The organism is Cytobacillus sp. IB215316 (assembly GCF_033963865.1).
GTDB lineage: Bacteria > Bacillota > Bacilli > Bacillales > SM2101 > Nanhaiella > Nanhaiella sioensis.
Genome location: NZ_JAXBMC010000014.1, coordinates 40457 through 58404, shown reverse-complemented (window position 1 = coordinate 58404; position 17948 = coordinate 40457). Strand labels below are relative to the sequence as shown.

The following is a 17948-nucleotide window of genomic DNA, read 5'->3' as shown; positions in this document are numbered from 1 at the left end:
CGTTTTTTATATAATGACTGACATTCGCTTTCTCCCTTATTTCAAAGCACTCATATTCGGGTGCTTTTTATACTTTGACGAGATTACTATTCATATGGAGGTATAGCACATGGAAAAAATGATAGCATTTGTTGCAGCTTTAGTTTTTTTTCCAGCTCTTACTTATTCAGAAGACGACATGCTAGCTCAAGAAAAATTTAATAATATTATAAAGGTTGAGAGTATTATTGAATCAATAAATTCAATTACTATATATTGGCATGACTCTGAACATGTTAATAATATTTACAGAGATGGGGTGAAATTACACACTGGAAGTGATAATGAAATTATTGATACTAACTTAAAACCTGGATATTTATATACATATATAATAGAAGCTTTAGATTCCAAAGGAAAAATATTGGATGTTGTAAAAATACAAACATCTACAGAACCGCCCGACAAAAATATCGATGATTCATTGGGAGATATGGTTGTAACAACAATCGGAAAAAATTCATATATCGCGATTGATTGGGAAGATATTCAAAACATAACAAGCTATGAAATATTTAGAAATGATGAACACCTTACTACAGTAATGAAAAGTGAATTTACAGATCATAATATTACCTTAGATGAAGAGTACACATATAAAATTGTTGGCGCAAGAAAAGTCAAAAAGGATAAAAGAGATAAAATAGACAAAGGTATAAATAACAATAGGCTTCAGAACAAACAAAAAGAAGAATTGTATATAGAAGAATTTGAAATAAGTAAACACGTTGGTGCTATAAGAAATCACCTTGTTGGAGAAAGTAAAGCTGTCAAAGACCAAGACATGACTAAGCGATGGGAATTAAGGTATACGACCTTTCTTAAAGATAAATGGGTTAAGAATCCAAACGGGCTTTCAAAATACAAATGGTTTTCTGGTGATAACAGAGGGTATAGTGCTACTAGTTTAAGTTACAGAACAAGAACACATGTAAATATTTGCTTTTGTTCAGCAGCTGAATCAGTTACGTTAGAAAGGTACGTTGGTACAACTCATGGATACGATGTAAATAAAAAACTCCTTGATAGTGATACAGCATCTGAAGCTGGAATAGTATTAATTAATGTTGATATAGATTCAGCTAAAATAAAATTTGATGTAGATCACGCTGTTGGTAATCCATTAGTAGCTTCTCTAGATGTAAATTATGAATTAGTGGGTGAATTTTATAGTAATGGGAACTACAAACTTTCTGGAGAACATGACCAAGCTCCTCATCATGAGGTATATTTAAAAAGAAGCAACAGCTCTTCTTGGGAAACAGTGTACAAAGCCGCGAGTAAAGGCATTGAACGGCTTGCTCCACTATTTGTTAATAAAAAATGGAGTAAATCAAACTTTTAATAACCTTTAACATAGTATCTCTATGTTTGGTAAAGTAAAAATAAAAAGTAAAATGCAGACTTCTTAATTATTGATACAAGTTTTTGTCGTAGTGATTGTTGTTTCGTTCTAAAATATAACCACTGTAAAATTAGCGGACCTTTTCTATGTTAAAAGTAAGAGGGTTTGCAAAAACTCCTTTTGTAGTAAAAATTACAATGAAGCTTACGATAAGAGCCTTGGTATGTATCCCGCACAGTTTTGATGTAAAATAAGGTAGAGCTTAACAAGAAATATTTGAAACAACCTCACTCATTAAATTGTAATGGAGGGATGAGTATGTTACAAAAATTCTTAGTATCAGTTTTTTCAGCTATTGTAATAAGTCTAATTCTAGCAATCTATAGTTATACTCCACAATTAGAAAGGTTATCAAATTCAAGTTATGCTTCTTTTTCAGGTTTAGTGAGCCTTTACTTGATTTACATAACTCCTTTGCTTATTATTATTGGAGTTCCAGTATCTATCATTATTGAGAAAATTAATGAAATAAAATTAATTAGGTCTACAGTTGATAATTACTTTTATAATATTGGGCTTTATACGTTGGCTGGTGGTATAGTTGGGAATATGCTCTTTTTATTTATTTCAGTTAACGACATGATTAACTATTTGCCATTGATTTTCTTCTGTCTTTTTTCATCAATTGTTTTTTATCACATCTCTTTGTTTATTCGTAAATTACGTAATCCAAAATACTAACTAGTAAGATATTTTTTTAATCTTCAAATACCTCCCCCTTAATTTCAATTCCAATTTAGTTTAATACATACCGAGATCTATACAGTCATAAAAACTTGCACAACGTATCTGTCTAGAACGGTTAAAAATGTTAACAAGCAAAGTTATAGGAGCGATAAGCCTTTCAATAAAATTATCCGATTACAGTTGATAGATATATTTTTTAAAAAAGAATCTGCAATGCAATTTAACCCTTGTATTTAGTAATTGTACTGGGAAGTCGAGAAAAAAGAATGATTTATTAAAATAAGATATAACTATAACTGTATACTGCTGTGTTTGTTAGTTGAATGACGTTAATAACAATATTTAATAATAAACCGCTTAAAAAGAGATCGAGAAAATAATAACTCGATCTCTAAGTGTACATTTAATTATTCGGAGTCATATTGAAACCCTAGTATTTGATACGTGAAGCTGAAGTTTTCTACAGCTCGAAGGTCATCAAATTCCATCATCCATGAGCCGTTACTTGTATGCTTCATGTGTTCCTCATATTGTTGACCATTTATTGTATAGTGAATGATTACATAATCAGATATAAAACCTTGATTTAACCAAATTGCTCCAGCATTAGGGTTAGCTCTACTCCAACGAATATCCTCATATCCGTAATTAGTATAATCATCAGCAATAATTGATTCCATATTAGATAATGCCAATTCATTGCCTTCTTCATCTACTGCTGTCACATAATAGTATTTAGTTTCATTAGCATAAATGCCATTTGAGTCAGTGAAATCAGTTGTTGATGAAACTTCTGCTAGGAGTGTACCAGCATCACCAGGTTTGAAATCCGAGTGAGTACTTGAATAAATATTGTAGTGATCTATATCTAACGTATTACTTTCCCAGGTTAGTGCGATTTCTGATGGTTCTTCTTTTATAGAGGTCGATAACTCAATATGATTTTCACGTATTGTTGATTCTGCGAAGGAGTGGTGTATTACAAGATTAGAAAATAAAAGAATTACTGCTGCTAGAATACTGGTTTTCTTAATACTAGATTTCAACATAAGCCCTCCTAAAGTTTTTAACTACTACCGGTATTGTAGTTTACATATTTTAACTTAGATTATTTTGGAATAAATGTAAAATTACATAAAGTGTTATATTTTTTTGATGAAACGTTTACATTACTCATTTTCTCAGTTGTCCTATCATTATCTTAGAAATACATTTAATTGTAACTATAGAAAGCATGATAAGGTTCAAATATAGCATGCTAAAAACTAGATCTATATTTCTAAATAACTCCATTGCTATATTTAAATTAAAGTATAAGGCGAGGTTATTTAAGTTAACGAACTTTAGTAGTATAGAAAAAGAGTCATAGTGGTCTAGATATATAAGCACTTTGTCTTCAATGATAAATGTCCATTCAATTTGTCATTCGAAGGAATATTTATTATTTAAATAAATATATTTATATGTAGTGTTAAAATAGAGAGTATTCAATAGAATTTAGTATAATAATCTCTTGAAATCGCTTCTTATGCTGAAATCACAATAATCATTATTTTGGTACAATGATATCAGGAATTCAATTCCTAGAGTTGGATCTCATATACATCTCTTTTTGGAAAACGCTCTTGACGAACGGCGTTTTCCTTTTTTTTGATACAGAAGAATGAGGCTGCTGCTCCCTAAATCACCACAAGCCAACATCATGCTTCATCTTATTTTAGTTTCATACATTTTAGCATCTAAATTGCTTAATTATTCTGTGAGATATTAAAGCTTTCGTAAGCAGGATGTCTTTTTTTTATAACCTGTTACTTTTTCTTCAAGACTGAGGTGGACAACGTATGAAAAGGGAGGAAAATGAAAGAAAGGATTAACAGTGCGCTAAAACTTGGAGATTTAGCTCTACCTTATAACAGGGCAGGAAATTCAATTTACGAAATCAACAGAATCTCTTTTGGAAAGAATATAACAATATTTATCAATGACACTGTTAACTCATAATAAAATAAATATTACTAACAGAGGTAGAGCATAAATAAATGACATGGCAATGTTTAGTAACTAAATTAAAAATCCAAAACTTGCGGGTTGCTACATAATAACATTAGTATTATTTGTATTGAACCATTTTAATAGGTAAAACCATGTACATAAAAACAAACAGTGTATAAAAGATCAAATATATAACACCTTGTAAACTACAACGTAATTTATTCATTATGTATGTTAGTTCAATATATATTTAAGGCTTAACTGATCAATTCAATCATGCTCAGTCAAGCCTTTTTGTGATGGTGTACTTTATTAATAATAGCTCCTATTTTCGCTTTTCTTCACAGAGGTATACGCCCCATCTCTCCATCAAAATAAGTCAATTTTCTCTAATTGCTTCAATTATCCTATACAACCAAATCTTTAAAACTAGTCACAGGGAAATCCTTTTTCCAAAGTGTGCAAGGAGAATACTACTAATTAAGTTTTATTATCTTAAATGACTAAATTGTCATTTTAGAGTCACTGAAGAGTCATTTTAGAAAAGTATATTTAAGTTGTACCACAAATTAAGAGTGATTTTGCAAATGGACTGTAGATAGCAAATTGGATAACGAAAAGTGAAATAGTGGCTGGGAAGACTCAAAAAGGGGTGAGGAAAATGGAGTCTAAAAATCATCAACCTTTTGGTTTAATACGATATTGATTCTTGCATGATGATAGGTATAAATTATGTATTCGATTTACTCCAATTATTTTTTATATACTTGCTATTATTCTATTAAATTCTTTGTTTATCAAAAAAAAAAAGAGGTGGTTTTCTTGAATTTAACAATTGAAAATGTGACGAAACAGTTTGGAGATAAACTGGCAGTTAATGATGTTTCATTTGAATTAACTGCGGGTGTTTACGGATTTTTAGGTGCAAATGGTGCAGGTAAAACAACATTAATGCGCATGCTCGTAACATTGATAAACCCAACTTCTGGGCGTATTTTATTTGATGGCAAGGATGTCGAGGTGTTGGGTGACGAGTATCGTGATATTCTCGGTTATTTACCTCAAGACATTGGCTTATACAAAACCTTTTCTGCTGAAAAGTATTTATTGTATATCTCAGCATTAAAAGGAATAGAACAAAAAACTGCTAAGAAGAAAATCGATGATTTATTAGAAATTGTTAACTTAACAGAACATAGGAAGAGAAAAATAGGGAAGTTTTCTGGTGGGATGAAGCAAAGACTAGGAATTGCCCAAGCATTATTAAATAATCCAAAGGTGTTAATCGTTGATGAACCAACTGCAGGGCTCGATCCGAAAGAACGTATTAGATTTCGAAATCTACTGTCTTCTATTTCAAAGGATCGAATCGTTCTGTTATCAACACACATCGTTTCAGATATTGAGTTTATTGCAAAAGAAATTATAGTGTTTAAAGCTGGTCAGCTCATTCAAAAGGATAAGCCTAAAGAATTGCTAGAGAAAATAAGAGGGTTTATTTGGACAGTTAATGTGTCAGAGCAAGAGGTAATAGATTTTCAAAATAAGTATAAGGTGAGTAATATTATTAATAATCAAAATGAAGTAGCTCTTAGAATTATTTCTGAAAACAAACCTGATGAAAGAGCCATTGAAGCAACACCTAATTTAGAAGATTTATACTTATACTATTTTGATCAGGAGGTCGCACAATGAAACAATTAGTGAAATTAGAGTTATTTAAAATATTTAGGCAAAAGAGCTTATGGGTCGCACTGTTACTTGTGACGGCTCTTCTAACTGCTAGAATCGTAATAAGCGAAGTTATTATCCCTTTTCCAGCGCAAGGATATCAAGTAGCTGACCTCCAAGATGACATGGAACCGGTTTTAGAAAAATGGGAGGGAGAGTTAACCCAAGAAAAAGTGGAGAAGGCTCAAAATGTAAGTAAATCTATATATGAAAAATATACAAAAATATGGGAAAATAATCCAGAAATATGGGATGATGAAAAAATAGATCCAATGAAGGAACTAGGTATATCTCCCGAAGAAGCTGCTGAATACTTTATAGTAGATCAAATAGCAGGTACTAAAAGGTTTGTTAATGATATTGAGGACAATATCAATGGGCTTAATAGACCCTTGAAATCTTCAGACGAGAATGATGCGTCTTATAAAAATGCCTTACTTGAAAAGAAAATGATAGACAAGCTGGATGTTGAAACTTTTACGTATGGTGAAGGAGCTAGGAGCACTATTACGACTTTTAAAGCTTTCGTTCCTATAATGTTAGGTATTACCATTTTAATAGGCTTATCGTCTATTTTTGTGAATGAAGGCTCTACAAGAATGGATCAGCTCATTTATAGTTCAAGATATGGGCGCGGAACTGGTGTTAAGGCAAAAATAGTAGCTTCTATAATTTATGTATCGATCGTAACGGTAGGCTTGTCTACACTTAGTATACTATTAAATATATATATGTATGGTATTAATGGTTGGGATTTACCTATACAGTTACTAGGGATTTTCCATTCCGAAGGATATGCTTTATCACCTTATCATCTAACTGGATTCAGCTATATTCTTATACACTTGGTTGTGATGTTTCTAGTAGCATTAATTTTTATGGCTTTCGTACTAATCGTGTCAGCTTTGTCTAAAAATATATTGGTTTCATTCATCATTAGCGCGACAATCTTTTCGTTACCAATCGTTCCATTAAATATAGGATTATGGAAGTTTGTGCAACAGTTTAGCTTTATAAACTTCCTTTCGGTTCCAGAATTCACAAGTGAATTTCATGCGTACAATTTATTTGGTGTACCAGTTCTAGATCCGTATGTACATTATCCAATCATTGTGCTACTAGGTGTTATGTTTATCCTAGCTATATACAAAACGATTAAAAAGAAACAGATCTTATAATAATGCAAGAAAAAAATACACTGATTTTATCTATATCTCTATTAACAATGAATAAAGTATAAAGATAGGCTTGATATACCTATTAATTAGAAATAATTGAAAATTTTACGCTACCTGTTCCCAATATTCAAAAAGGGGCAGGTAGTTTAATTTTCCTGAAGTCGAATGATATGATCTATTAGATGAAATTTTTTCCCTCCTATTGGATTATTAGATACGCTCAAAGATGAGAGTATAAGCCCTTAAAGTAGAGTGGAGGGATTCAATGCTGGTGTTGCTTAAGTAGTTGTCATATAGAAAAAATGCATCAAATAATGCTATTTCTTGGTACAATGATGGATACTTTATGGTTAATTGTCTAACACTGCAAGGACGCAAAGTATGAGTTGCTGTGCAATTAGATTTTGAAGATCCAGATTTAACAGAAATTAAGCAGGTACACTCACAAAACTGCATGGAAGCATATTTCATTGAAACTGAAAACAATGATAAACAGAATAGGACGCATAAACCAACAGGAACCAGATAGACTTTCACTACACTATAATTCTTATTCATCCGAGCTAAGATTAAAGAATCTCAGTAGTAATCTTGAAAGAAATTTTTACTGTTTTTTATTATTTTTTCCTTTAAAAGTAGATGTTACATAACCTCTACCAATCTTCCAAGTCACTATTAATCTTTCTTGTCCCTAGCAATATCTAGTAGTATTTCAAATTTTCTTGTTTCGGAAATGTCTTCATCTAAGATTACATACCCTAAATGTATTTCTTGATCAAACCAGAAATACATTATTTCATGTTGGTTATGCCCCTCTTCTATGTTATCGTTATGTCCTAAGTTTTTTATCGTTGATTCAGAAGGTAGACTGTTAATAAAATAAACTTCCTTTTCCTTCATAATTAGTGATATAAGAGAATCAAATTGCTTGTTTGTTAACTTAGTTTCATCAGTAATCCAAACAGCATCAAATTCTGATTTAATATCTTCTTCGTAAGTAATAAAGGTTGTTGAGTGATATCCTTCTCCACCATTAGTGGGAATTTCACCTATTATAGCAATAGTAATGACCTCTTTTGTAGAACTTAGCGTATTATTACATCCTACTGTTAATAGAGGGAAAACTAACATTAATAAAACTTTTTTCATAGGTTACCTCCATTTTCATCTTTATTATATACAAAAAAGTCCATTTAAGAACTTAGTTTGATGCTATTGAAATATCCTATTTAATTATTGAAAGGAAGTATATCTCTTGACAATTTTCTTTCTCAATTATTGTGTAACAATAACATAAGGATTTAATACCATTTCACTATTCGCACTTGTTCTTTTTAAGGAAAGGCTCTGTTCGTAAACATTGTTGCTAATGTTACATTTTAGTACCAAAAAATGGCTTTATGTTGTTGGTCAGCGTTGTTTAGAAGAAAAGATGCCACGAACTTTAGTTGTACGGTGTATTTATTAATTCGATAATAACAATTAATGCGAAAACAGCTTAAGGAAAAGATTTAGGTGTTTGGGAGGGAGAGTTATTTAAAGTTTAGCAACCTTTTTACCTTCTGTTCAGATTATGGAACAACGAGGTATAATACGATATACCTATTTTACTAACAAAATATCTAAATTTTAAAAACGAAATTTTTGAACGCGTTGTTCTGGATTTGATATACTTAATTCTACAATAGTGTTGAAGAATAGAGGTGTGCTAGTGAAAACTTATTTCATCAAGTTAACTGAACCTAATAATAGCTTAGTAGAAGTGTTTAATCGGTGGGGAAACGATCCTACTTTGGTTCCATTGACTCGCCCTAATCAAAACAAGTTCGAATTGGAAAGTCAGAGTAGTATAACTATAGAAAACATAATTCAACGGTTAGAACACGAACAAATCTATCTGATATATCAGGATGATCTGTTAATCGGCGAAATGAACTATATGGTCGACCCTGCCCACCTTTACAAAAAAGAGTCGGGTACTGCTTGGGTAGGGATTACAATTGGTGAGTCCGAAGGACGGGGTAAAGGGATTGGATATGAAGCGATAAAATTTTTAGAGGATAAAATTAGGGAGGAAGGTCTTAGGCGTATTGAATTAGGAGTATTTGAATTTAATAAACAGGCATTGAAACTGTATCAGAAACTGGGCTACAATGAAATAGGTCGTATTAAAGATTTCACATATTGGCAAGAAAAAATGTGGAATGATATCCGCATGGAGAAATGGATAAATTAATTTTAATGTATGGCTCTTTTCGTAAATATTGTTGCTATTGTTATCAATTTAATACCAAAAAAGTGGTTTTTTATATTGTTAATCATCGTTGTACAGTAGAAAAGTTGCCACGAACTCTAGTGGTTCGTGCTAGCTCTTATTATGAAAAGCAACAATCAATGCGAAAACAACCTAACTAAATCATCAGCATGCTTCTGAATAAAGAAAGTACTAGGCAATCAGTCTTTCGAATTTGCAAATAAAGATATTCTTGACGAATGTTTGTAAAATACAAAGTAGGTTATATGAAATGGCGCTTCTCGGCAACAAATTAGAAAAGCGTCTTTCTATATGCTTGAACTATATTATTGAAATTTTAGTAACTATAATGGATATTGTTGTACAAAAAAATAAACTGTTAAAAGATCTTAATTAGGATTCCCCCATGAATGATTTTCTTTCCGCTATTCTTCCTGCAGAGTGTTTTTGTCATTCTTCACTATCTCTTGGCATTTAATATGATGCAAATTTCCTAAGTGTAAACCGAAACTTTCTACCCGTTAAAAGAGCTCGATAAAAACCGATAGAAGTATTGTATTATTTTGTGACTGAGTTGTTGAGATTATTTACTCTTAGCTACTAACCTATCATATATTCTCTTAACTCAATAGTCATCATTAAAAAATATAGAAAAGGAGAAAATTAAATGTCTATCAATTCAAGATCTTATTATAAGTTCCTAGCGGGATCTATATCTGCTGCATTGGTAGCAACTGCAGTCGTCCCTGCAGATGCTAATGCTGAAAGTATTTTTCCTGATTTAAGCCCCAATGACCAATTTTATAATGAGATTACAAATCTTGTAGAAAAAGGTGTCATCAAAGGTTACGAAGACGGAACTTTTAAACCACATGTTGAATTAACTCGTGGTCAAGCAGCAAAATTATTCAAAAACATACTTAACTTAGAGGTGCCAGAAGAACTTGATTCTTTCGAAGATGTGTCCAGTTCAAATGACAAAGAATTGAAAGAAGCTGTTGCTGCAGTTAGATCAGCTGGAATATTCATTGGAAGCAATGGTAAATTTAATGCTGGAGATACATTAACTAGAGCACAAATGGCTACGATCCTTGTTCGAGCATTTGGTTTATCAGCAAATGTTGAAGTAGAAGTCACACTATCAGATCTTCAACAAATTAATGAATCTCATAGAGGTAATGTAGCAATCTTATTCCAAAATGGAGTAACAATTGGAAAGAGTGACGGCACTTACGATGGAAACGGTAGTGTTACCCGTTCGAACTTCGCAGGATTCTTATATCGTGCATTTAATCAAGAAGTTGGTCAAGTTGATGAAGAAGTCGACCCAACAAAAGAAGAAGGTCAATCTCATTCATATGTAGCAAGTGTAAGTGCGGATAACCTAAAAAAGATTGAAATTTCGTTCAATGAGGATATAAACATAGGATCCTTAACAAATTCAACTGTAAAAGTATTAAATGAGGCTAACAAAGAATTAAAGATTGTGGAACTCACAGTTGTAGATGGTAACAAGGTAGCGGTCATACTTGAAACTGGAGAATTAGAATTTAGTGACGATGTTACTGTTGTACTTGACGGTATAAAAACGGTTGATAACAACAATGTTGAATATGAACAAGAATTAACAGTCAGAGATGTTACCATTCCAGAGTTGTTAGATGTAAAAGTATTAAATGCTAAGCAAATTGAACTTTCTTTCAATGAGCCTGTTTCATTCTCACAATCTAACTACTCTGCATTATCGGAAATTACGATTGATGGCAAAAAAATAACCGCAAAAGCAACACCTAACCATGCAACAAACACAGTAATTTTAGAATTATCAGAAAGGTTAAATACCAAAGATTTTGAACTAAAAATATCAAACATTGAAGACTTTAACGATTATCAAATGTCTCCTCAAGATGTTAAAGTCGAAGTTGACAATGATATATTAATAACTGAAGAAAATGAAACCCAGAATTCAGGAGATGACGATAGTCAGAATTCAGGAGATGGCGATAGTCAGAATTCAGGAGATGACGATAGTCAGAATTCAGGAGATGACGATAGTCAGAATCCAAGAGATGACGATAGTCAGAATCCAAGAGATGACGATAGTCAGAATCCAAGAGATGACGATAGTCAGAATCCAAGAGATGACGATAGTCAGAATCCAAGAGATGACGATAGTCAGAATCCAAGAGATGACGATAGTCAGAATCCAGGAGATAACGATACCCAGAATCCAGGAGACGACGATACAGAAGATCCAGGAAATGGTGATACCCAGGATCCAGGAGATGATGATACCCAGGACCCAGGAGATGACGACACTCAGAATCCAGGAGATGATGATACCCAGAATTCGGGAGACGATGGTACCCAGGATCCAGGAGATGACGATAGCGATGAGGTAAGAGCTGAATTTGTCAATGAAGTTGTGAATCTAGTTAATATAGAGCGAGAAGCTGAAGGACTAGATCCTCTCACATTATCTGATGAGGTGACTGATGTGGCGCAGATTAAGGCTAAAGATATGCGCGATAATAATTATTTCGATCATGTCTCACCAACTTACGGTGAACCAGGTGATATGTTAATAGATTTCGGTGTTAATTATCGTATGTCAGGAGAAAATATTGCTGCAGGTCACACTACTCCAGAAGATGTAGTTGAAGGCTGGATGAATAGCGAGGGCCATAGAGAGAACATTTTACGTCCTGCATTTACCGAAATTGGAATTGGGTATATAGAAGGAAATGAAGATAATGAATACTCTACATATTGGGTGCAAATGTTTATTTTGCCTTTTTAATTAGAGATTTTAAATTAGGGATAGATTGAGCAAATCTTTTTTTGCTCAACTATTCTTTATTTATGTCACACCTAATAGAAACAGGCAGTAAGCTCCTTGAATCGTCAGATAACCTTGCCAGGAAAGCAAGCAGATGCTTCTACCAGTCAAGGATTATTTATGGAAGATCTTTTAATCTCGTATGGGTTGAAGCCTCACAAATCCCCCCTATATCGAGTTAGATAGTTCTTAACATTATGGAGCAAATATGAAATTAAGATATGCGTATTTTTTTATTGTTAAATTGAAAATGATTAGATCAATATCAACTTATGTGGTTTTAATTGAGGAAGGCTATAGTTTTAACTCATCGTGAAGAAGCTTTGTTCTAAAATGAAACAACTATTTTTGACTCAGTCTTAATAATTTGTACTGGGTTATAAGTATTTAAAAACTGGGAATTAAACGGTAGATTTTTTGTATAGACATCAGAGTGTCTCATTAACAGTATTCCCATATCCCATAGATACATTTTTATTTCTACAAACTTATATAAGAAGGAAACTTTATATTTCATAGAGAATTAATTTTAGATGAAGTTCAATGTTGTGGAAGAATAGCTGTAATTAATAAACTAATGTGAATTTTATCGTTTAATTTGTGGTTCTTTACTAGGTCTGTAGCACAAAAATCGGTGTTTTAACAAGAGTACCTTAGCTTTTTAACTCTATATTTGTTTTCTTACTCTAATTTGTTATTTTATCAACAAAAGTGATAATATGTTGCAATATTTTACATAATACTAGTCAACCGATAACACCAAAATATTGGATTGTAACAATAATAGATCAACGCATATAAAAGTCAGTAATAAACAAATTTTAGAAATGATAATGGGGTAGAATGGATGATAAAAGGCAAACTAATTGGGCATGGAAACATTGCTGATATATATTCTCTAGGAGGCAACCAAGTTATAAAGCTGTTTAAGAATGATATTCCGCTTGAAATGATTGAACGAGATTTTCAATGAATCGTATTATACAACCGACGAAGTTATCTATTCCAAAAGTATTTAAAATTATTCAAATCGATAATCTCTATGGCATTGTGTATGAATATATAGAGGGTCCTTCATTACTTGAACAAGTCTTATCCAATCCTTCAATGGATAAAGAAACTGCTCAAACTATTAGCGATCTACATGTTGATATACATAATACAACAATTTCTGAAGAAGCTCCCTCGCAAAAGTTGATATATGAGCGAAATATTCAACAATCAAACATATTGTCAAATATAATGAAAGAGCAAATAATAGATTATTTACACAAACTTCCTGATGGAAATTTCCTTTGCCATGGTGACTTTCATCCTGGCAATGTCATCACTTCATCAAATGGACTAGTAATTATTGATTGGATGACTGCCATGAGAGGAAATCAGGCAGCCGATGTAGCTCGTACTATATTAATCCTTACATTTGGCATTATACCAGACAGTATACCCGAAAGGATCAGAGAAAGTTTTAACAGAGTTCGTTGCACATTATTAGACGAATACACAAATCGTTATCTTCACAAGTCAAATATGACAATCGAGCAAATTGAACAGTGGTTTCTTCCAGTGGCAGCAGCGCGATTAGTAGAAAGGCTTCCTATGGAGGAGAAAAGTGCACTATTAAAATATATAAAAAACCAACTTAAAATATTGTAAATTTGGTTTGACTATAAATTTAGCTACTAAACGAGAAACTGAAAATGTTATCCCACAAACTAGCGCTTTTCTGGATCAAATATAGTCGCTTATTTCACCTTAAATAAAGAAAAGTAGGTAAATTTACATAAAGGAATAGAGGATAAATCATGAAAAGAAAAATTCATATTTTGGGAGCTTCTGGGTCAGGAACTTCGACACTTGGTTCTTCATTATCAAAAGTTTTACCACATATACACCTTGATACAGATGATTACTTTTGGAAAACCAAGTTCACAAAACAAAGGCAAGTTCCTGAAAGAAGAAGGATGCTTCAGAAAGATCTATCGCAAAATGAAAGCTGGATTCTATCAGGTGCTGTGTGTGGTTGGGGAGATATGTTTATAAACTATTTTGATCTCGTAATATTTATATGGATCCCGCAAGATATAAGGCTTGAAAGACTTAAGAAAAGAGAGTTTCAGAGATATGGAAATGAGATATCAGCTGGTGGGAGTAAATATGAACAATCCAAAACATTCTTAGAATGGGCTTCTTTATATGATAGCGCAGGACTAGAAGTTAGAAGTAAAACTTTACATGAACATTGGATGGCAGAATTATCTTGTCCAATATTAAAAATTGAGGGAGATTGTTCAGTCAATGAACGAGTTAATCTTGTATATGATTATCTAAAATCTAACTAAATTAAAAGATGCTTTTCTTCAGTAGAAATATGAGTATTCCTCAACAATATTCCGCAATTATCTATTAAATCTAATTGTAAATAATTTTTTTGTGCATTTTTTAGAGTCATAAAACAGTTCTTCCTACTTTATACAAATACATATAACCCCGACAAAACCTTAGAGCGGGGTTATATAGGATTTAAATACTATATTGTAGACGAAAAATGTATTCACTTATTAGGTTAAGGTACGTTACTTAAATGGTGATGCTCCTTAACTTGGGCTGTTTTCGCATTGATTACGATTATTGCTTTTCAATATCAACAAGTATAAACATAGCGTTCGTGGTATCTTTGCTACTTTTACAATTATTAAGGTTGCATAAAAATCTTATGTCCATTTTCATAAAAATAGCAACAAAGTTTTACGAAAAGAGCATTAACTTTTGATATATTTTTTCATGTAAACACGGTTATCATCACGATTATACTCAGCCCATCCTAAATAAAGGTAGTAAGAAACATTCTCGGTCAATAATACATGTGTTGCTAACCGTATTTCCATATAGCCTCTGCTTTTTGCTTCTGATTCAGCGAATTCCAAGAGGCTTCGTCCTAAACCTTTTCCCTGAAAGTTAGGGCGTACCGCCACATTCGCTATAGTAGCATATTCATCTTCAAACATTAAAACCAAGCCACCAATTACCTCATTATTGGATTCAGCTACCCATACCGGAAATGCTGCTATCTCCTCTTCATAATCAACAACCATGGGTGGAAGTTTTTCTGTGAATCTATTCAAATACACTGAATAAGCTGCATCCATACAGCTTTTTAGACCTTTTGCATCGACAGCCTTAGCTTTTCTTATGATCCACTTACTTCTATTCATATTATTATCTCCTTACTGTAAATTGTTTGTGTTTTATCATAGACTAATAAAATGCTTTGAAGATGCATAATTGGTTTCTATTTATATACAAAAGCCTGACACTTTGATAGTGTTCCCTCTATCTTTTATTTATTTCCCTAATATTCCAATTCTCCAGTTTTTGACCATATATAAGAATATTTGAAATGGTTTTTAATGGTTGATAATTTCAAGAAAGTTGTAAACATTTATGGTTACTGTTCCACATGTAACTGTGATAGGTCTAACTTTTGAAAGTAATAGATAAAACCTATTGTTAATAATATTTCTGGAATTAATAACCCCAGTGTAATTCCTGTCACCTTAAATAACCAAATCATAGTATAACTAAATATTGGAATTAAAATGAACGTTCTTATAACAGCAATTGTTAATGATTCTAAAGGTCGATTTATTGATGTGAAATAAATAGATGATTGTATTCCTACATTGGATAATACAGCTGCAAAACCAACTCCTAAATATAACATGAAAGCCACCTTAATTAACTCAGCATTATCTAAGAAAAAAGGTAATCCAAACCATGTAATTGGAATAAGACCCACATAGAAAATAAATGCATATAGTGTACTTCTTTTCAAGGAGAAAATGAAAAGTCTTTTCAAATCCATGTGTTTTTTCTCGCCCATCAACCTTGAGGTTATGGGCTGTAATCCTGTTTGCGATCCTAAATATATCTTTGTTATAAATAATGTAAATATGGCTGAGGCTGCGTATGCTTCAAGATATTCATCTGGTAGGAATCTTAAAATCGATATATTAACAACATAAATCATGATTGACTCGATAAAGACACTCAAAAAGTCACTACTTCCGTTGTATAACACTCTCTTAAGTGCTTTGATGTTCTTCTTTGGAAAACTAATATTTATTGTTTTTGATTTAAATAATAGATAAAAGATATTTGCAATTAAATGGTAGCTGTGACTAATAAGAGTAGAGATAGCTAGTCCAATTACACCCTGATTGAAAACTACAACAAAGATGATATTTAAAGCAACATTTATTACTAATGTTATAATATTAACTTTAAAATTAAATTTGGGACTTCCATCGTTCATCACTAGGCTATCTAAAACTACTGACAACATTTGTGGAAAAAAGGCAATGGATAGATATTTCAAATATTCTGTAGCTATAATATGATACTCACCAGACGCACCTAAAAAACTTGCAACTTTACTTGCATTAATAGATGTGAAAATTGATAATGATGCTGCTATAGCCGAGAAAATGATGATGATAAAGCTTGCAGTTTGGTTAGCCTTACCAAATTCTTGTTTTCCGATAAGTAATCCAATATAGGAACCTAATCCAGAAGTAAACATAAATGCGAAGGCAAATATGAAGAATAACATTGGATTTATTAATGTTATCGAAGCGAGAACTGCTGAACTGATAAAAGTTGCTGCTATAATGTGATCAGCGCTTGATGCAAGTGCCATGACCAATTTTGTCGTTATTACCCTATGGGAATACTCTTTGTAAATTTTAGTAAATTCTATTTTATTCATTTTTTTCACCTCAAGTAAAACCTTAAGGTGTTGACCAAGTCAACAGTCAATGATAATTATATGTTAAAATATTCCAATGGAGGTCGGCTTTCGTATGCATAAAAGATATAGAATGGGCCAAATAAGCAGATATATAGGAATTAGTAAAGATACGATCAGGCATTGGCAGAAAAAAGGGATTCTTGATATTAACAAGGATGATAATAATTACAATGTTTTTACAGATGAAGACTTTTTCAAAACCTTTAAAATTAATTTATATCGAGAATTGGGGATGAGAATTTCAGATATTAAGGAACTGTTAGATAAAGAAGATATTGATGAAAAAATAGACATCATTGGTAATTACATTAAAGAAATAGACAATGAAATAGAAAAATTGAGTTATCAAAGAAATGTGTTAAAGCGTGCAATAGACTTGCCAACTACTAGAAAATATCATTTTGAAATTATTAAGAAGACATTTAAGTTGAAGAAGGTGCATACAAATATTCCTCCGAAATTCTCAGATGGGGAATTTATGAAGGATAAACAAATTTTCATAACCAATTTAGGAACAAAGTCTTTAGAGAATCATGATATGTATATTGAAGTAACTAAGAATGCAGACGTTGTCTATACGGATGCCACTTTTATACATTTTTTCTATCCTAGAGAAAAGCTTGAGGAGGGTAACAAATTCACTGAACGAATTATGGAGTTTGCATTGACAAAAAATCTTCAGTTAATGGGGGAAATTATAGAAATACATGATCTAAAACAGCTTTTAATCAATGATTTTGATTATATAGAATTCTATATTGCAGTAAGAGATAGTGGTGATTGATACTACTATTTATTGTAATGATGTAAACTAAACCGTTCAACAAAATGGCTCGGTTCCAGTAATAATACTTAGAGTGCAAAATTAGGTGGAATGATTTAGTCTGAGAGAGAAAAAGCTTTTGTAAATCTTTTAGGAGCATTACTTTGTTTTATAGTATTTCTTTTTGGAACGATTTTCTCTACGCAATTTAAACTAATGTTTGTAATAGGGGTTTTGGAATTCAGGATTT

At 32.0% G+C, this 17948-nt stretch carries 15 protein-coding genes; 11 read left to right on the top strand and 4 right to left on the bottom strand.

Annotated elements, in window-relative coordinates:
* The first annotated feature begins 109 nt into the window (after window positions 1-109).
* Together SLH48_RS18150 and SLH48_RS18145 are read left to right on the top strand one after the other, a co-directional pair.
* Window positions 110-1384, top strand: a complete 1275-nt coding sequence (locus tag SLH48_RS18150; protein ID WP_320259300.1) for a hypothetical protein — start codon at window positions 110-112, stop codon at window positions 1382-1384.
* A 318-nt stretch (window positions 1385-1702) separates the two neighbouring features.
* Window positions 1703-2125 (top strand): hypothetical protein, encoded by a 423-nt coding sequence (locus tag SLH48_RS18145; RefSeq protein ID WP_320259299.1) that lies wholly within the window; start codon window positions 1703-1705, stop codon window positions 2123-2125.
* A gap of 413 nt (window positions 2126-2538) precedes the next feature.
* Here SLH48_RS18145 and SLH48_RS18140 read toward each other — a convergent pair whose 3' ends face one another.
* The gene (locus SLH48_RS18140; RefSeq protein ID WP_320259298.1) at window positions 2539-3177 is read right to left on the bottom strand and encodes a hypothetical protein; all 639 of its coding nucleotides are present in this window, start codon (window positions 3175-3177) and stop codon (window positions 2539-2541) included.
* Window positions 3178-3988: 811 nt separating this feature from the next.
* Here SLH48_RS18140 and SLH48_RS18135 point away from each other — a divergent pair.
* From SLH48_RS18135 to SLH48_RS18125, 3 genes are all read left to right on the top strand, one after another.
* Complete coding sequence (locus SLH48_RS18135; RefSeq protein ID WP_320259297.1) at window positions 3989-4132, top strand: hypothetical protein; 144 nt, start codon at window positions 3989-3991, stop codon at window positions 4130-4132.
* Window positions 4133-4945: 813 nt separating this feature from the next.
* Window positions 4946-5818, top strand: coding sequence for an ABC transporter ATP-binding protein (locus tag SLH48_RS18130; RefSeq protein ID WP_320259296.1), 873 nt, complete (start codon window positions 4946-4948; stop codon window positions 5816-5818).
* On the top strand, window positions 5815-7032 hold the full coding sequence (locus tag SLH48_RS18125) for a hypothetical protein (RefSeq protein WP_320259295.1): 1218 nt from the start codon (window positions 5815-5817) through the stop codon (window positions 7030-7032). Before SLH48_RS18130 ends, SLH48_RS18125 begins: the two co-directional genes overlap by 4 nt.
* A gap of 675 nt (window positions 7033-7707) precedes the next feature.
* On the opposite strand, the gene SLH48_RS18120 is transcribed toward SLH48_RS18125, so the two are convergent.
* Complete coding sequence (locus SLH48_RS18120) at window positions 7708-8181, bottom strand: hypothetical protein (RefSeq protein ID WP_320259294.1); 474 nt, start codon at window positions 8179-8181, stop codon at window positions 7708-7710.
* A 562-nt stretch (window positions 8182-8743) separates the two neighbouring features.
* Between SLH48_RS18120 and SLH48_RS18115 the strand changes: the two genes are divergently transcribed.
* The 5 genes from SLH48_RS18115 (at window position 8744) to SLH48_RS18095 (ending at window position 14467) form a co-directional block, all read left to right on the top strand.
* A complete protein-coding gene (locus tag SLH48_RS18115) occupies window positions 8744-9268 on the top strand; it encodes a GNAT family N-acetyltransferase (protein ID WP_320259293.1) in 525 nt (174 codons plus the stop codon).
* A gap of 685 nt (window positions 9269-9953) precedes the next feature.
* A complete protein-coding gene (locus SLH48_RS18110) occupies window positions 9954-12086 on the top strand; it encodes an S-layer homology domain-containing protein (RefSeq protein ID WP_320259292.1) in 2133 nt (710 codons plus the stop codon).
* An 886-nt stretch (window positions 12087-12972) separates the two neighbouring features.
* A complete protein-coding gene (locus SLH48_RS18105) occupies window positions 12973-13098 on the top strand; it encodes a hypothetical protein (RefSeq protein ID WP_320259291.1) in 126 nt (41 codons plus the stop codon).
* A complete protein-coding gene (locus SLH48_RS18100) occupies window positions 13095-13781 on the top strand; it encodes an aminoglycoside phosphotransferase family protein (protein ID WP_320259290.1) in 687 nt (228 codons plus the stop codon). Before SLH48_RS18105 ends, SLH48_RS18100 begins: the two co-directional genes overlap by 4 nt.
* Window positions 13782-13930: 149 nt before the next feature.
* Window positions 13931-14467 (top strand): AAA family ATPase, encoded by a 537-nt coding sequence (locus SLH48_RS18095; RefSeq protein ID WP_320259289.1) that lies wholly within the window; start codon window positions 13931-13933, stop codon window positions 14465-14467.
* Between the two features lie 420 nt (window positions 14468-14887).
* Here the strand turns inward: SLH48_RS18095 and SLH48_RS18090 are convergent, their stop codons facing one another.
* Together SLH48_RS18090 and SLH48_RS18085 are read right to left on the bottom strand one after the other, a co-directional pair.
* On the bottom strand, window positions 14888-15340 hold the full coding sequence (locus tag SLH48_RS18090) for a GNAT family N-acetyltransferase (protein WP_320259288.1): 453 nt from the start codon (window positions 15338-15340) through the stop codon (window positions 14888-14890).
* Window positions 15341-15573: 233 nt separating this feature from the next.
* Entirely contained in the window at window positions 15574-16893 is a 1320-nt protein-coding gene (locus SLH48_RS18085; RefSeq protein WP_320259287.1) for an MATE family efflux transporter, read from the bottom strand.
* 94 nt (window positions 16894-16987) lie between these two features.
* Here SLH48_RS18085 and SLH48_RS18080 point away from each other — a divergent pair, with 94 nt between their 5' ends.
* Window positions 16988-17719, top strand: a complete 732-nt coding sequence (locus SLH48_RS18080; RefSeq protein WP_320259286.1) for a MerR family transcriptional regulator — start codon at window positions 16988-16990, stop codon at window positions 17717-17719.
* The last annotated feature ends 229 nt before the right edge of the window (window positions 17720-17948 follow it).

What these genes read in the sequence shown, in the direction of transcription:
- SLH48_RS18090 (WP_320259288.1), bottom strand. Translation starts at nt 15,340, where the DNA reads ATGAATAGAAGTAAGTGGATCATAAGAAAAGCTAAGGCTGTCGATGCA.
- SLH48_RS18100 (WP_320259290.1), top strand. Translation starts at nt 13,095, where the DNA reads ATGAATCGTATTATACAACCGACGAAGTTATCTATTCCAAAAGTATTT.
- SLH48_RS18145 (WP_320259299.1), top strand. Translation starts at nt 1,703, where the DNA reads ATGTTACAAAAATTCTTAGTATCAGTTTTTTCAGCTATTGTAATAAGT.
- SLH48_RS18120 (WP_320259294.1), bottom strand. Translation starts at nt 8,181, where the DNA reads ATGAAAAAAGTTTTATTAATGTTAGTTTTCCCTCTATTAACAGTAGGA.
- SLH48_RS18135 (WP_320259297.1), top strand. Translation starts at nt 3,989, where the DNA reads ATGAAAGAAAGGATTAACAGTGCGCTAAAACTTGGAGATTTAGCTCTA.
- SLH48_RS18110 (WP_320259292.1), top strand. Translation starts at nt 9,954, where the DNA reads ATGTCTATCAATTCAAGATCTTATTATAAGTTCCTAGCGGGATCTATA.
- SLH48_RS18085 (WP_320259287.1), bottom strand. Translation starts at nt 16,893, where the DNA reads ATGAATAAAATAGAATTTACTAAAATTTACAAAGAGTATTCCCATAGG.
- SLH48_RS18125 (WP_320259295.1), top strand. Translation starts at nt 5,815, where the DNA reads ATGAAACAATTAGTGAAATTAGAGTTATTTAAAATATTTAGGCAAAAG.
- SLH48_RS18080 (WP_320259286.1), top strand. Translation starts at nt 16,988, where the DNA reads ATGCATAAAAGATATAGAATGGGCCAAATAAGCAGATATATAGGAATT.
- SLH48_RS18095 (WP_320259289.1), top strand. Translation starts at nt 13,931, where the DNA reads ATGAAAAGAAAAATTCATATTTTGGGAGCTTCTGGGTCAGGAACTTCG.
- SLH48_RS18150 (WP_320259300.1), top strand. Translation starts at nt 110, where the DNA reads ATGGAAAAAATGATAGCATTTGTTGCAGCTTTAGTTTTTTTTCCAGCT.
- SLH48_RS18105 (WP_320259291.1), top strand. Translation starts at nt 12,973, where the DNA reads ATGATAAAAGGCAAACTAATTGGGCATGGAAACATTGCTGATATATAT.